The sequence below is a fragment of the Methylobacterium oryzisoli genome (genome assembly GCF_046557895.1).
In the GTDB taxonomy this organism is placed as follows: domain Bacteria; phylum Pseudomonadota; class Alphaproteobacteria; order Rhizobiales; family Beijerinckiaceae; genus Methylobacterium; species Methylobacterium oryzisoli.
On the sequence record NZ_JBKIBX010000035.1, the window covers coordinates 26,203 to 40,043 of the forward strand.

Below are 13,841 nucleotides of genomic sequence, written 5' to 3' on the forward strand. Positions count from 1 at the left end.
TCGTCCAATGCCGATCGCGGCGTCGCGTCCGACGACGGCGAGACAGGAGGTGGCTCATCGACGGCCTCGCTCGAAGCGACGGTGGACCTTCGGTCAGCGAGCCGGCTTGAAGCCGAGCCCGGCTCCGACGCGAGCCGACCGACCAGGGCCGGCATCGCGAAGGCGGACCCGAGCCGACGCCGGAGAGATCCGGCATGTCACGGCAGGGCGGTCCGGGGAGCTCGGCCCCCGGACCGCCGATGGGTCAGGCCGCGTGGCGCAGCGTGTGCCCGTGCTGGCTCGGATCGACCGTCAGCGTGGCCTGCGCGGCCGGCGGCGCGGTCTGGTGGCCGGTGTCGCTGGCCGAACTCCCGCCGAAGGCCGCCATGGCGGAGGCGAGCTGCGAGGCCTGGGTGGCGATCTCCGCCGATGAGCCGGAGCTCGTCGCGCCGTGATTCGCCGCGGGCGGGGTGGGGGAGGCCAAGGACGGCGTGCGGCTGGCAGCTGGGGCGCGGGCGTCCGTGGCCGGGGCGCCGCTCGCGTGAGACGGCTTCGCCTTCGCCGTCGTGGCGATCTCCTCGTCGCCGAACTCCTCCGGGTCGCCCGGGTCCTCGGGAAGGTTCGGCGTGCCGTCGCCCGGATCGTAGGGCGTGCCCGGAGCGGGATCGCCGGGCTCGTAAGGCGCGTAGGGATCGCTGCGGTCGGTGGGATCGTAGGCGTCGGCCTGCACCGTATCGCCCTGGCTGCCGTTCACCTGGTCGCCGTAGCCGTAGACCATGACGTCCGAGCCGCTGTCGGGGCTCATGGCGATGGTCAGGTCGTGCCCGTAGATGCTGCCCGACCAGCCCGGCGTCAGGCTGATGGTCGAGTTGTCGGCGTAGATGGTGTCGCCCGTGACGCCGGGCGCGGTGGCGATGGTGAAGCTCTGGTCGGCCTCGGCCCTGAGGGTTTCGTTGTTGCCGCACAGGCCGACATAGCCGCCGCCCGAGACCGTGGCGGAGGTGCCGTCTCCGCCGAGATTGACGGTGCTGCTGCCGCTGTCGCCGGTCACGGTCTGGCTCTGGCCGAAGACGCCGACATAGGCGCCGCCGTCGGCCTGGAGCTGGATGGTGTCGCCGGAGCCAGAGACGTTGGCCCTGGCGTTGGCGCCGAGCGAGACGGTGTCGCCGGTGGCGGTGATGTTTTCGCCGGTGAAGCCGCCATAGACGGAGAGGTGGTCGCCGGTGCTGTCGAGGGTGACGGACTGGTTCGAGCCGTAGAGGCCGATGCCGACATCGCCGGTGACGGTGGCGGAGGATCCGTCGCCGTTGAGGTTGACGAGGTTGGAGGCGTCGTTGTTGCTGATGGTCTCGCCGGTGCCCTGCAGGCCGACGAAGCCGTTCGCGCCGCTGAAGCCGAGGGTGTTGCTGTCGCCGGTGAGGTTGGCCGAGGCGTGATCGCCGAGCTTGACGCTCTCGTGGGAGCCGCTGATGGTCTCGCCGGTGACGCCGGCGGCGGTGACGACGGTCGACGCCCAGTTGGGAACGGTGAGGCTCTGGTTGTTGGCGACCAGCCCGACATAGCCTCCGACGCCGTTGCTGCCGTAGACGGTGGCTGATGTGCCATCCCCGCCGAGGTTGACGCTGTTGCTGCCGCTGTCGCCGGTTACGGTCTGATTCTGGCCGAAAACCCCAACATAATCATTGGAATTTTGCTGCAAATTTATTGTATTGTTTGAACCATTTACATTTGAGCTCGAGTTTTCGTCGAAGTTTATAATCGATCCGGTGGCTTGCAAATTTCCGTTCTGAGCGCTCTGCAGGTAAATAGTAGAGTTATTTGCTGTTTCATTGAAATCGGATCCGGAAAGATTTATAGATTGATTCCCATTTGTATCAGTGTCAATAAGTGACGTATATTTGATGTTTTTTCCATCATCTGTCCCAAATAGCTCGGTACGGCGATTTCCTGTGCTGTCTGTTGTGACTGTGCCACCCAGTTCCGAGCTTACAGGAAGATCCGTAATATTTTTAGGAACATTTGTGTTTGGTAGTATATTAACTCCTGAATTTGACGGCTGAATAAATATATCCAAATTTGCATTCGGATCTGTGGCAAATGTTGGTAGATTCTGTGGTGGTTGACTCGATGATGCTTCGCTAGAGTTGGTGACATCTTCCATAGAAATATTGAATCCTGTTTGATTTATTATATTCATAACTTTGACGCTCTTGCCTACATCGGACACAAATCCCGCTATCGTTGATAATCCAGGGATCGATTTCGCTATAGAAGAACTAATCGGATCGAGCGACGTAGTATCTGCCTGTACTGGGGTGAGAGTTACTTTTACCTCCCCCATTCCGAGGCCTGGAGAATTATATGGTATGTTTAGAATGCTTGTCTGATTATTTGGAATGATTTGCTTAATGGTAGTCGGATTTCCATCAGGTCCAACTGTTGATATATTGACGTTCGTGTAGGAGCCTCCAGCAAACGTAGTTCCGTCGCCGTTTGGAACAAATACGAGAGCGCCCGTTCGGGCTCCTGTTGCCGTGTATGCAAATGAACCTGTTTGTCCGGGGTTGATGTTGATCCTACCGCCGGGAACGCTGCTGCTAGCCATCTTACATCTCCTGCTGAATTTGAACCTGAAAATCGATCGGGCGGTGCTGAATAGCGTCACCGATCAGTTTTTCATCGGATTTAGATTTATCGACTAGCACGATGAATTGGTCGATGTATTTGGACCATTCGTCAAGCATGAATGCAATTTTGATTGATTTTCTTGCGATGAATACGTTATTTGCATATAGAGACACATAGCAATTGCGATGAGATTCTGCAAAATTATATAGATCATTTGCTGATTTCTTTGAGAAATATAGATGAAGTATGAAAGTATTTGGAACAATTGTATGCATCTCTCCCCTTGAATCTTCATAGTCAGTCGGAGTTGACTGAGAAATCCTTCCATCAAAAGAAGAAAAAATTGCACTTTCGTTAGTGTCGCATGATGCGCGTGCGCTTGTCGGAAGAACTATAATTACAAGGCATGCAAACAAAACTATTGGGTAACTTTCAACTAGACGAAATTTATTCCGTTTCATGCCTTTTCTCCTTAAGAAAATTGGCGATGATCTTGATCAAGAAGGTGATGATCCTACCTGTTTCGGTGACACTATCCGCCTGTGCCGCCATGCTGAGCTGCAAAGGAACGGACCGTCCCGCGACGTTCATGCTCGCCCGGTCCAGCCGCACTGCGATCCGATCGCCGCCCGCGTCGGCGCTCGGCAAAGCCTGTTCGCTGCGCGCGAACGGAAAGGCCTCCAGCGTCGTCTCCGTCTGCTGAATACAGCCTTGGAAGACCATCGTTCGAATAGACTTTAATGACGTCGCCTGGGAGGACACCAATCTTTTTTGTTTCTCCGTTAGATCCGGTAGCAAGACCTTCATATGATTTGATAATTTCGCCCGTGTCGTCATTCCGTACAATTATAAAACCGTGAACGATTGGCTGAGGATATGATATTCACCATACAGGATAGATTGCATCATGATAATCTCTCCATTTATGCTTTAAAATGAAATCAATTCACTCTATCGTTGCTCTGCTTTCAACATGTACTTTGTCTACAATCTCCTGATTTGCTCCTCTCTTAATAAAAACTATAATTAAACTCCATTCGGTCCTGTGCTCATGACTTGGTTGCGCATACGCCGGACCGGTCATGTAGTAGTTCGTATAGCAAATGCGGTACTTTGGATTTATTTCTGTACATATATATTTCATATATTTCTTGAGCCCTTCATATTTATATTGTCTATTGTTCGCGGATATGAGTGATTTTATCCGCGAATCGATTCGTTTTGTATTTGAATCGTATCTCTGCTGATATATAATTGAACCTATCTCGTCTCTATTTAAATTAGATCTAATGTCGTCTGCTAACGCATTTGATACTAGCTCTAATGAAAAGAACGCCAAGACTGTAGCTAAGATTGGTACTGTGTTAATACTCCTTTCTAGACATATCAAATTAATTATTTTTCTAGAGAAGTTAGCTGCGGTCTTATCTCTCATGTCCTGCCTCTGTGAGATGCTTGGCGATAGGATCGAACAGGAAGGCGATCACCCGCCTCCGCCCCGTCACGACATCCACCTGTGCCGCCATACCGGCCCGCAGAGGCACAGACCGCCCCGCAACGTCCACGCTCGCCCGATCCAGCCGCACCGCGATCCGGTAGCCGCCCTCGTCGGCGCTCGGCCGTGCGCCCCTCTCGGGCGGCTGACGCTCCCGGCCCGGCGGGACCAGCCCGCCGCTCGCCTGCCGGCTCACCAGCCGCACCGTGCCCGGCAGCGTGCCGAACCGCGTGAACGGAAAGGCCTCCAGCTTCGTCTCCGCCCGCTGGCCCTCCTGCACGAAGCCCGCCTCCCGGTGCGGCAGCACCGCCTCCAGCTCCAGCGGCGTGGCGTCCGGCACCACCGTCGCCAGGCTGTCGGCCGCGCTCACCACCCCGCCCAGCGTGTGCACGGTGAGATCCTGCACCACCCCCGAAACCGGTGCCCGCAGGTGCCGCTGCGCCTCGCGCTCGCGCTCCTTGCGCAACGCCTGCTCGGCCAGCGCCAGCCGCTGCAGCGCCTTCACCCGCTGCTCGGCGGCCTGCCGCAGGAACTGCGCCCGGGCCTGCGCCCGCTTCTGCTCCAGCCCGGCGATCTCCGCCCGCAGCTGCAGGTCCTCCTCGGGCAGGCTCTTCCCCTCCGCCTGCTTGTCGATCAGGTCGGTCTGCGCCTGCAGCAGGTTCAGCTTCGAGGTGTTGCCGCGCGCAAACAGCCCCTTCTGCGTCTCGTAGCGGTCGGTGGCCAGCGGCGTCAGCTCGGCGTTGCGGCCGATCGCCACCGCCTTGGCGGCCAGCGCCGCGCGCTTGTCGGCGAGCTCCTGCGCGAGTTCGGCCAGCTCGGCCCGGTGCGCGGCGCGCTGCAGCCGCACCTGGGTCTGGGTGGCCGCGAGCAGGCCCGCCTCCACCTCCGGCAGGGGGGCGATCACCGGATCCTCGGCCTCCGCCAGGAGCAGCCGCGCCGCCTCCGCGTCGAGCAGCGCCTGCATCCGCTCGGTGCGCGTCGCTTCGAGATCGGCCGAGGCCTCGGTCGGGTCGAGGTCGATCAGCACCTCGCCCGCCGCGACGTGATCGCCCTCGGCGACGTGGATCGCCTTCACCACGCTGGTCTCCAGCGGCTGCACCCGCTTCACCTCGCCCACCGGCACCAGCCGGCCCGAGGCCGTGGCGACGATCTCGATCCGACTCAACGAGGCCCAGCTCACCGCCCCGGCCACCAGCGCCATCACGGTCCAGGCGGTCGCCCGCACGGTCGGGGAGGGCGGGGTCTCCAGGAGCTCCAGATGCGCCGGCAGGAAGGCCCGCTCGATCCGACCCGCGCCCGTCGGCGGCGCATCGAGGGTGATCAGCTCGCCCATCGTCACACTCCCGCCGCCGCGACGAGGCCGGCGTAGAGCCCGCCCGGGCGCGCGGCCAGGTCGGCGTGGCTGCCCTCCTCGGCGAGCTGCCCGCGCTCCATCACCAGGATCCGGTCGGCGCCCCGCACCGTCGAGAGGCGGTGGGCGACGATCAGCACCGTGCGGCCCCGGCAGATCGCCCGCATGTTGGCCTGGATCACCCGCTCCGATTCGTAGTCGAGCGCGCTCGTCGCCTCGTCGAAGATCAGGATCCGCGGATCGGTGGCGAGCGCCCGGGCGATGGCGATGCGCTGGCGCTGCCCGCCCGAAAGATTGGCGCCGCGCTCCTCCAGCACCGTGTCGTAGCCCTGCGGCAAGTCCAGGATGAAGTCGTGCGCGGCGGCAAGCTGCGCCACCGCGATCACGCGTTCCATCGGCAGCGAGGGATCGGCGAGCGCGATGTTCTCGCGCACCGTGCGGGCGAACAGCACGTTCTCCTGCAGCACCACCCCGACCTGCCGGCGCAGCCAGGCCGGATCCATCAGCGCGAGGTCGACCCCGTCCACCATTACCTTGCCGCGCTCCGGCACGTGCAGGCGCTGGATCAGGCGCGTCAGCGTCGATTTGCCGGAGCCGGAGCGGCCGACCACCCCCACCACCTCGCCGGGGCGCACCGCGAGATCGACCCCGCGCAGGACCTCCGGCCCGTCCGGGCGGTAGCGGAAGCTCACCCCCTCGAAGCGGATCGCGCCGGCGATCGGGGGCAGGTCCTGCCGGGCGCTGACCTGCGCCAACTCGCTCGGGCTGTCGAGGATGTCGCCGAGCCGCTCGACCGAGAGGCGGAACTGCTGGAAATCCTGCCAGAGCTGGGCCAGCCGCAGCACCGGCTGGTTGAGCTGGCCGGCCAGCATGTTGAACGCCACCAGCGCGCCGATCGTCAGGTCGCCCGCGATCACCGCCTGCGCGCCGAACCACAGGACCAGCGCCGTGGTGAGCTTGGCCACGAGCTGGATCGCCTGGCTGCCCGCGGCGGCGAGCGACACCACCCGGAACGAGGCGGCGATGGAGGCGGCCAGTCCCTCGTCGAAGCGGCGGCGCGCCTGCGGCTCGACCGCCATCGCCTTCAGCGTCTCGATCCCCGCGAGGCTCTCGACCAGGAAGGCCTGCTGGGCGGCGCCGCAGCGGAATTTTTCGTCGACGCGCCGGCGCAGCAGCGGCGTCAGCGTCAGGCTCAAGGCCACGTAGAGCGGCAGGCTCACGCCGATGATCAGGGTCAGGAACGGGCTGTAGGCCAGCATCACCGCCAGGAACAGGCCGGAGAACAAGAGGTCGACCGTCAGCGTCATCGCCGAGGAGGTCAGGAACTGACGGATGTTGTCCAGCTCGCGCATCCGCGCCACGGTCTGGCCGGTGGGCCTTGCGCCGAAATAGGCGATCGGCAGGGCGAGCAGATGGCCGAAGACGCGCGCGCCCAGCACCGCGTCGAGGCGGCTGGTGGTGTGGGCGAACAGGTAGGTGCGCAGGTATCCGAGCAGGGCCTCGAAGGCCGTGACCACGGCGAGGCCGAGGACCAGCACGTCGAGCGTGGTCAGGCCCTTGTGGACCAGGACCTTGTCGACCACGACCTGGAAGAACAGCGGCGTGACGAGGCCGAGGAGCTGGATGACGAAGGAGACGGCGAGCACCTCGCCGAACAGGGCCTTGAAGCGGCCGGCCGCGGCCAGGAACCACGCGAGATCGAAGCGGGCGCGCCCGCCCGTCGCCGCCGCCTCACGCGGGCTGAGCAGGACGAGCTCGCCGGACCAGGCCTGCGCGAGCTCGGCCGCATTCCAGACGGTCGGGGCCTCGCCGGGCCGCTGGATCAGGGTGCGGCCGGGCTGGTGGCGGGCGAGGACGAAGAATCGGCCGGCCCGGTCGCGGCCGATCGCCGGCAGCGGGGTGCGGGCGAGGCGATCGGCGGTCGTCCGCACGGCGCGGGCGCGAAAGCCGTTGCGGCGGGCGGCGAGGACGAGGTCGCCCAGGGCGAGCGGCTGACCGAGCCGGCCGTGCTCGTGCAGCAGGCGCGGCAGGTCGAGGGCGCGCCGGTGGAGGGCCGCGACGAGGGCGAGCGCCGCGGCCCCGCTGTCGGGCATCGGCGCCGGCGGAGCCGCCGAGGACGCCAGGCTGATCGTCTGAGCCGACACGGGCATCTCCCGTCATGGATCGGGACCGACGCGACGGGGCCGCCCGCGCCCATGCGGGCGCGGTCGGCCTGCGGGCCGGGCGGGCGTGAGGGGCGGTGGATCGTGCGCTGGAACCGGGCGCGGGACGCGCCCGGATGCGTCTCAGCGGATGGTGAGGCGGTAGCGCCAGCGCTGCACCCCGCCGAGCGGACCGACGATCTCGATCGTGAAGTCGTCCTCGCCAGCATAGCCGGGCGGTGCGGTGTAGAGGATCTGCGTGGCCGGCAGCTTCTGCGTGGTGCAGCGTGCGCGGGGGTTGAAGGTGGAAAAGTTCGGGTACTCGCGGCCCTGCGCGACCTCGACCTGGCCGACATGAGGGGTGTCGAGCAGGTTGACGCTGACCGGTCCCATCGAATGGCAGGCCGGGTCGACGGCGGCGAAATACGCGATCTTCTGCGTCCGGCCCGCGCCGACGATGCGCTCGGTCGTGAATGTCGGACCGGCCTGGGCGAGGGCCGGAGCGGCGACGCAGAAGAGGACGGTCGGGAGAAAGCGGCTCAACGGCATCCCAGTCGGCTCCATGGGAGATCTGGCTTCGAAGAGACGTGACGCGTCTGAGAGCTAATCGCTTAGTTCCTTTGCGTCATTAGGAAGCTTAATTGCTCACGTGGTTGTGATCTATTGTTTCCAGTTGTTTTCCGCTCCCCACGAATTGCCACATCATCCTGCTTCGTGCATCGGCGCAACGTTGGGGTGCGAGAGCCGCGGTGCCGAAATCTTGGCTCACCGGGATCGGCTCACTGGGCTCATGTCGCAATATCGATCAGGTCGGGCGCCGGTTCAGCCTTTCGGGAGGACCCCACAGCCAGCATCCGACTTGCCATCGACTTGGACGATGACGTCCGCGTCCTGCCATCCAGCCGAACGGTTCGATGCGCGACGCCAATAGTTGCGAATTTTATCTTCTTCTTAAGGAATTTATCCTGAGAAGCACTCGCATGCAACGGCCGACTTCGCGGCAGTTCGGGTTGAGACACTGCGTGAGCACCCTCCCTGCTCGCTCAGCAATCGAAAGAATCTGGCCGAGGCACGACAGACGCACGCGCCGATCGGGTCGCGCCGCAATCCGACCGGATCATGCCGCTCGACGAAGCGCGAGACCTGGGCACGCCGCCGCGGAGGCGCCCTGCATGGGACCTCCGCGGCGGCGTGCGTGCCTGTTCCGGTGTGCGTCGCGCACGAGCCTCCTCGGCGTCCGCTCTCGGTCCGGCTCGGCCTTGCTCGCGTGGCGGGCCGTTGACCGAGCCTGTTCGGCCTTCCTGGCGTCGCCGGTCCGGCTCAGGCTGCCTTGACGGCGAGCGCGTCGCTCACGGGACGGTCCGCCGGTCGAACCCGATCCTCCGATGACACGCTCGGATCGATCTCGCCCTGCCATTTGGCGACCGCGGCGGTGGCGAGCCCGTTGCCGAGGACGTTCGTGACGGTGCGGCCCATGTCGAGGATCTGGTCGATGCCCATGATCAGCAGGATGCCGGCGGAGGGCAGGCCGAACATCGGCACGGTGGCGGCCACCACCACCAGCGAGGCGCGCGGCACCCCGGCGATGCCCTTGCTCGTCACCATCATGACGAGGAGCATCATCACCTGCTCGGTGAAGCCCAGCGGGATGCCGAAGGCCTGGGCGATGAACAGGGCGGCGAGCGCCTGATACATCATCGAGCCGTCGAGGTTGAACGAGTAGCCGAGCGGCAGCACGAAACCGGTGACGCGCGGGCGCACGCCGAACCGGCCCAGCACCTCGACGGTGCGCGGGAACGCTGCCTCGCTGCTCGCCGTCGAGAAGGCGACGATCATCGGCGCCCGCAGCAGGCGCAGCAGCCGCAGCGTGTCGCGGCCGAGCACGAGCCAGCCGGCCCCGATCAGGAGCGCCCACAGCACGGCGAGCGCCGCGTAGAAGCTCAGGATGAACTTGCCGTAATCGACGAGCACGCCGAGGCCCTGCACGGTGACCACCGCGGCGATCGCCGCGAACACCGCCAGCGGCGCGAGCCGCATCACGGCGTCCGTGATCTTGAACATCACCCGGGCCAGCCCTTCGAGGAGGTGCACCATCGGGTCGGCGTAGCGCCGGTCGATGGCGCTGAGGCCGAAGCCGAAGAAGATCGAGAACACCAGGATCTGCAACACCTCGTTGCCCGCCATCGCCGAGACGATGCTCGTGGGAAAGACGTGGGCGAGGAAGTCGCGCAGGTTGAGGGAGGCGGCCTTCAGGCCGGTCTGTGCGCCGGCATCCGGCAGCGGCAGGGCGAGGCCCGCCCCCGGCTGAAACAGGTTCGCGGCGATGAGGCCGAGCGTCAGCGAGACCACGGAGGCGGTCAGGAACCAGCCCATCGCGAGCGCGGCGACGCGGCCGACCGAGCGCGTGTCGCCGAAGCTCGCGATGCCGGCGACGATCGTGGCGAAGACGAGCGGCGCGATGATCATCTTGATCAGGCGCAGGAAGATGTCGGTCGCGAGGGTGAAGTGTGCGGCGAGCGCCTTGGCCTCCGCCGGCGAGGTCGCGTGCCCGTGCAGCACCGCGCCGACCGCGATGCCGAGCACGAGCCCGATGCCGGTGTAGAGCGTGAGGCGGCCGGATCTCGGAGCCGCGTCGACATTCGTCATGGGGTGTCCTCCCTTGGGTATTGCCGTGGGTCGTGCGGGGACGATGCGAGGCCTGAGGCCCTCGCATCGGCGTGCGGGATCCCTCCACTGGCGCGGTGGCGCGGGATCCCGGACCTCGGATGGGGTGTGCCCGGATCAGGGGGCGATGGCGGCCTGCGGGCAGGTCAGCCGCTCGGGCCGGAGCACGGCGTCGAGCTGGGCCTTGGCGATCAGGCCCTTCTCCAGGACGAGCTCGTAGACGCCGCGGCCGGTGGCGTGTGCCTCCAGGGCGACCGCGGTGGCGTTGCGGTAGCCGATATAGGGGTTGAGCGCCGTGACGAGGCCGATCGAGTGCTCGACGCTCTGCTGCAGCCGCTCGCGGTTGGCCGTGATGCCGCGCACGCAGTGGGCGTCGAGGGTGCGGCAGGCGGCTTCGAGATGGGCGAGGCTGCGGAACAAGCTGTAGGCGATCACCGGCTCGAAGGCGTTGAGCTGGAGCTGCCCCGCCTCGGCCGCGAAGGAGATCGTGACGTCGTTGCCGATCACCTCGAAGGCCACTTGATTGACCACCTCCGGGATCACCGGGTTGACCTTGCCCGGCATGATCGAGGAGCCAGCTTGGCGCGCCGGCAGGTTGATCTCGTTGAAGCCCGCGCGCGGCCCCGACGAGAGCAGGCGCAGATCGTTGCAGGTCTTGGAGAGCTTGACCGCGACCCGCTTCAGCACGCCCGAGAGCTGCACGAAGGCGCCGCAATCCTGGGTCGCCTCGACGAGGTCCTCGGCCGTGATGAGCGGGATGCCGGTGATCGCCGCGAGCCGGTCGCGCACCAAAGCCGCATAGGCCGGGTGCGCGGTGATGCCGGTGCCGATGGCGGTCGCGCCCATGTTGATCTCGTGGATCAGCAGTTCGGCCTCGCCGAGCCTCGCCTCGTCCTCGCCGAGCATCCGCGCGTAGGTGCCGAATTCCTGGCCGAGCGTCATCGGCACCGCGTCCTGGAGCTGGGTGCGGCCCATCTTGAGGATGTCGGCGAACTCAGCCGCCTTCGCCTCGAAGCTGCCGCGCAGGGCCGCCATGGCGGCGACGAGGCGGCGGATCGCGCCGGAGGCGGCGATCTTGAGGGCGGTCGGGTACACGTCGTTGGTGCTCTGGCCCATGTTGACGTGCTCGTTCGGGTGCAGCTGCCCGTAGGTGCCGCGCGGGTGGCCGAGCAGCTCCAGCGCCCGGTTGGCGATGACCTCGTTGGCGTTCATGTTGGTCGAGGTGCCGGCCCCGCCCTGGATCAGGTCGACCACGAACTGGTCGTGCAGCGCTCCGCCGCGGATCTCCTCGCAGGCCGTGACGATCGCCTCGCACCGCGCTCGGTCGAGAAGGCCGAGGTCATGGTTGGCGAGCGCCGCCGCCTGCTTGATCGCCGCGAGCGCGAGGATCAGGTCCGGGCAGCTCGCCAGAATCGTGCCGGTGATCGGAAAGTTTTCGACCGCGCGCAGCGTATGGATGCCGTAATAGGCCGCCTCGGGCACCTCCCGGTCGCCCAGAAGGTCGTGCTCGGTGCGGGTCGTGGCTCTGGACACAGCTCTCTCCTCGCGCGCGGAGACGATCCGGCGCGCTGTTGCAGGCGGACGGGCAGGGCGGCCGCGCTGCCCCCTCGGTGGGAGCCTCGCGCGCATCATCGGGTGACGGGGGCAGGTCGCGTCGGCGAAGGACCGCTGCGACGACTGCATTCACCGTGGGCGGCGGGATAATCCCGGACGCCCGGAGAGGCCAATGCTAAGTCGGACCAAGGTTATTCCGGTTCCGCATAATGTGGCTCGGGCGCTCCCGCGGCCTCCCAGATCGCGTCGAGGAAGGGCCGCGCCCGCCCGCCGCTGCGGTAGAGCCGGATCTCCATCGGCATCTCGGAGCTGACGAGTGCGAGGGCGCCGGAGGCGATCTCCGCGGCGACGAGGCTGCGCGGCAGCCACGCGACGCCGTGGCCCGCGAGCGCCATCGACCGCAGGGCCTCCGCCATGGAATTTTCGTTGGTGTGGACCGGGTAGGTCGACGGCGCGCCGTCCCGCGCCTGCGCGATCGTGGCGAGGCGGCCGAGGAAGGAGCCGCGGGAATATTGCAGCAGGGGCAGCCGTCCCTCGCCGTCGGGAGTCAGACCGTGCGGCGCCGCCACCGCCGCGAGGCTGTCGCGCCCCACCAACCGGCAGGGGTAGCGCGTCGGATCGAGCGGGATCGGGATGCCCGGATGATGGTAGGTCAGCAGCAGGTCGTAGCCGCCCTCGACCAGCGCCTGGAGGCAGATGTTGAAATTTTCAGGCAGGACCCGGCTGTTCAGCGGTCCGACGGCCTCCCGGATCGCGCCGAGCCAGCCCGGCAGGAAGGACAGGCAGAGCGAGTGCAGCGCCGTGATCGTGACCACCGGCAGGCTGGAGCGCTCGCTGCGGGTGCGGAACTCGGCCCGGCTCACGGTCAGCAGGCGCACCACCTCCTCGGCGGTCTCCAGGAACCGGCGCCCGTCCGCGGTGAGCGTGATCGGGTAGGTCGAGCGATCGAGGAGCACCGTGCCGAGCCAGACCTCCAGGGAGCGGATGCGCCGGCTGAACGCCGATTGCGTCACGTGCCGCTCCTCCGCCGAGCGCGAGAAGCTGCGCGTCTCGGCGAGGCTCAGGAAGTCCTCGATCCACTTCACTTCCATGGTCTGCAGGCGCTCTCGACGGATCCACGGCCACGGATCGCCGCCGCGGCCGAATGCATCTCCGGCGGCATCCTCTCACGCAGGGGACCGGGCCTCCAACGTGCCGTTGGCGTGTCCGGCATCGACGCAGCCCGTCGCGCAAGCGAGGGTGACCTTGCGAGAGGAGATCGGCTCGTTTCGACCCTGGCGGCTGGGGATCGAGTCTGAACGCGACAGACGGGTTCGGAGGACGCCTCGCTCTCGTCCCTCAGGGACCGTCGTCGGGCCCGGCCTCGGGCGAGCGCCAGATCGTCTCGGCCTCGCCGAGGTGGCAGCGGTGCACAGCGAGCACGTGGTCCGCCACGTCCGGCACGCCGTCGCGCACCACCACCTCCGCCACGGCGTCGGCCGCACGGCGGCGGCGCTCCGCGACGGGGTAATCGGCGATCGTCCGGAAGGTGGCGTATCCGCGCCGCTGCGGTCGCATGATGGTGGCGCCGCTGTTGATCGGGCTCATGAGGACGCGGTCGCGATGGGCGGCCACGAGCGAGGCGGTGCGCAGCGTCAGAACGAGATGCGGCGTGCCGCGGTAGGCGCGCGCCGCCAGGAGGCGCCGCAGCCTCTCGCGCGAGGGCCAGAAGAAGACTTTTTCGTTCAGGATCTCGTACCATTGCGCCGGCGTCAGCCCGTCGTCCAGGCAGGCGCGCAGGCCGGCATCCGACATCGGCTTCTGGTCGCGCACCACCGCGTCCGGCAGGCCGGCCCGCCGCAGCGTCACGGAATCCGGCCGACGCCGCGACAGGATGGCCTCGCGGGCCGCACCCGCGACCCCGTAGAGATCGAGGAGGGCGCGGGTGCTGAGGAGCCCGTTCGCGCGGATCGAGGCCCAGCTTCCCGCTTCGGCCATGTGCCACAGGCGCGGATAGGTCTCGACCAGATCCTGCTCGGTCATCGCGCCC

General features: G+C 65.9%; 10 protein-coding genes. All 10 read right to left on the minus strand.

Annotation, left to right across the window (positions count from 1 at the left end):
• Window positions 1-244: 244 nt before the first annotated feature.
• The 10 genes from ACKUB9_RS25480 to ACKUB9_RS25525 all read right to left on the minus strand — a co-directional run bounded on the left by ACKUB9_RS25480 (window position 245) and on the right by ACKUB9_RS25525 (window position 13,834).
• Window positions 245-1,678 carry a hypothetical protein gene (locus ACKUB9_RS25480; protein ID WP_407528474.1) on the minus strand — a complete coding sequence of 478 codons (1,434 nt, stop codon included), beginning with the start codon at window positions 1,676-1,678 and terminating at the stop codon, window positions 245-247.
• Between the two features lie 907 nt (window positions 1,679-2,585).
• Window positions 2,586-3,068 carry a hypothetical protein gene (locus ACKUB9_RS25485; RefSeq protein WP_407528476.1) on the minus strand — a complete coding sequence of 161 codons (483 nt, stop codon included), beginning with the start codon at window positions 3,066-3,068 and terminating at the stop codon, window positions 2,586-2,588.
• Window positions 3,055-3,369, minus strand: a complete 315-nt coding sequence (locus tag ACKUB9_RS25490; RefSeq protein WP_407528477.1) for a hypothetical protein — start codon at window positions 3,367-3,369, stop codon at window positions 3,055-3,057. Before ACKUB9_RS25490 ends, ACKUB9_RS25485 begins: the two co-directional genes overlap by 14 nt.
• Before the next feature lie 662 nt (window positions 3,370-4,031).
• Window positions 4,032-5,435 carry an HlyD family type I secretion periplasmic adaptor subunit gene (locus ACKUB9_RS25495; RefSeq protein WP_407528479.1) on the minus strand — a complete coding sequence of 468 codons (1,404 nt, stop codon included), beginning with the start codon at window positions 5,433-5,435 and terminating at the stop codon, window positions 4,032-4,034.
• Window positions 5,436-5,437: 2 nt separating this feature from the next.
• The gene (locus ACKUB9_RS25500; protein WP_407528481.1) at window positions 5,438-7,597 is read right to left on the minus strand and encodes a type I secretion system permease/ATPase; all 2,160 of its coding nucleotides are present in this window, start codon (window positions 7,595-7,597) and stop codon (window positions 5,438-5,440) included.
• A 141-nt stretch (window positions 7,598-7,738) separates the two neighbouring features.
• The gene (locus ACKUB9_RS25505) at window positions 7,739-8,137 is read right to left on the minus strand and encodes a hypothetical protein (RefSeq protein WP_407528482.1); all 399 of its coding nucleotides are present in this window, start codon (window positions 8,135-8,137) and stop codon (window positions 7,739-7,741) included.
• A 777-nt stretch (window positions 8,138-8,914) separates the two neighbouring features.
• The gene (locus ACKUB9_RS25510) at window positions 8,915-10,240 is read right to left on the minus strand and encodes a dicarboxylate/amino acid:cation symporter (protein ID WP_407528483.1); all 1,326 of its coding nucleotides are present in this window, start codon (window positions 10,238-10,240) and stop codon (window positions 8,915-8,917) included.
• Between the two features lie 135 nt (window positions 10,241-10,375).
• A complete protein-coding gene (gene aspA / locus ACKUB9_RS25515; RefSeq protein WP_407528485.1) occupies window positions 10,376-11,791 on the minus strand; it encodes an aspartate ammonia-lyase in 1,416 nt (471 codons plus the stop codon).
• A 212-nt stretch (window positions 11,792-12,003) separates the two neighbouring features.
• Window positions 12,004-12,903 carry a LysR substrate-binding domain-containing protein gene (locus tag ACKUB9_RS25520; RefSeq protein ID WP_407528487.1) on the minus strand — a complete coding sequence of 300 codons (900 nt, stop codon included), beginning with the start codon at window positions 12,901-12,903 and terminating at the stop codon, window positions 12,004-12,006.
• A 247-nt stretch (window positions 12,904-13,150) separates the two neighbouring features.
• Complete coding sequence (locus ACKUB9_RS25525) at window positions 13,151-13,834, minus strand: DUF7002 family protein (RefSeq protein WP_407528489.1); 684 nt, start codon at window positions 13,832-13,834, stop codon at window positions 13,151-13,153.
• Window positions 13,835-13,841: the final 7 nt, after the last annotated feature.

Excerpts from the sequence above, each read along its gene's own strand:
- ACKUB9_RS25485 (WP_407528476.1), bottom strand. The coding sequence starts at position 3,068 with ATGAAACGGAATAAATTTCGTCTAGTTGAAAGTTACCCAATAGTTTTG.
- ACKUB9_RS25520 (WP_407528487.1), bottom strand. The coding sequence starts at position 12,903 with ATGGAAGTGAAGTGGATCGAGGACTTCCTGAGCCTCGCCGAGACGCGC.
- ACKUB9_RS25510 (WP_407528483.1), bottom strand. The coding sequence starts at position 10,240 with ATGACGAATGTCGACGCGGCTCCGAGATCCGGCCGCCTCACGCTCTAC.
- ACKUB9_RS25495 (WP_407528479.1), bottom strand. The coding sequence starts at position 5,435 with ATGGGCGAGCTGATCACCCTCGATGCGCCGCCGACGGGCGCGGGTCGG.
- ACKUB9_RS25525 (WP_407528489.1), bottom strand. The coding sequence starts at position 13,834 with ATGACCGAGCAGGATCTGGTCGAGACCTATCCGCGCCTGTGGCACATG.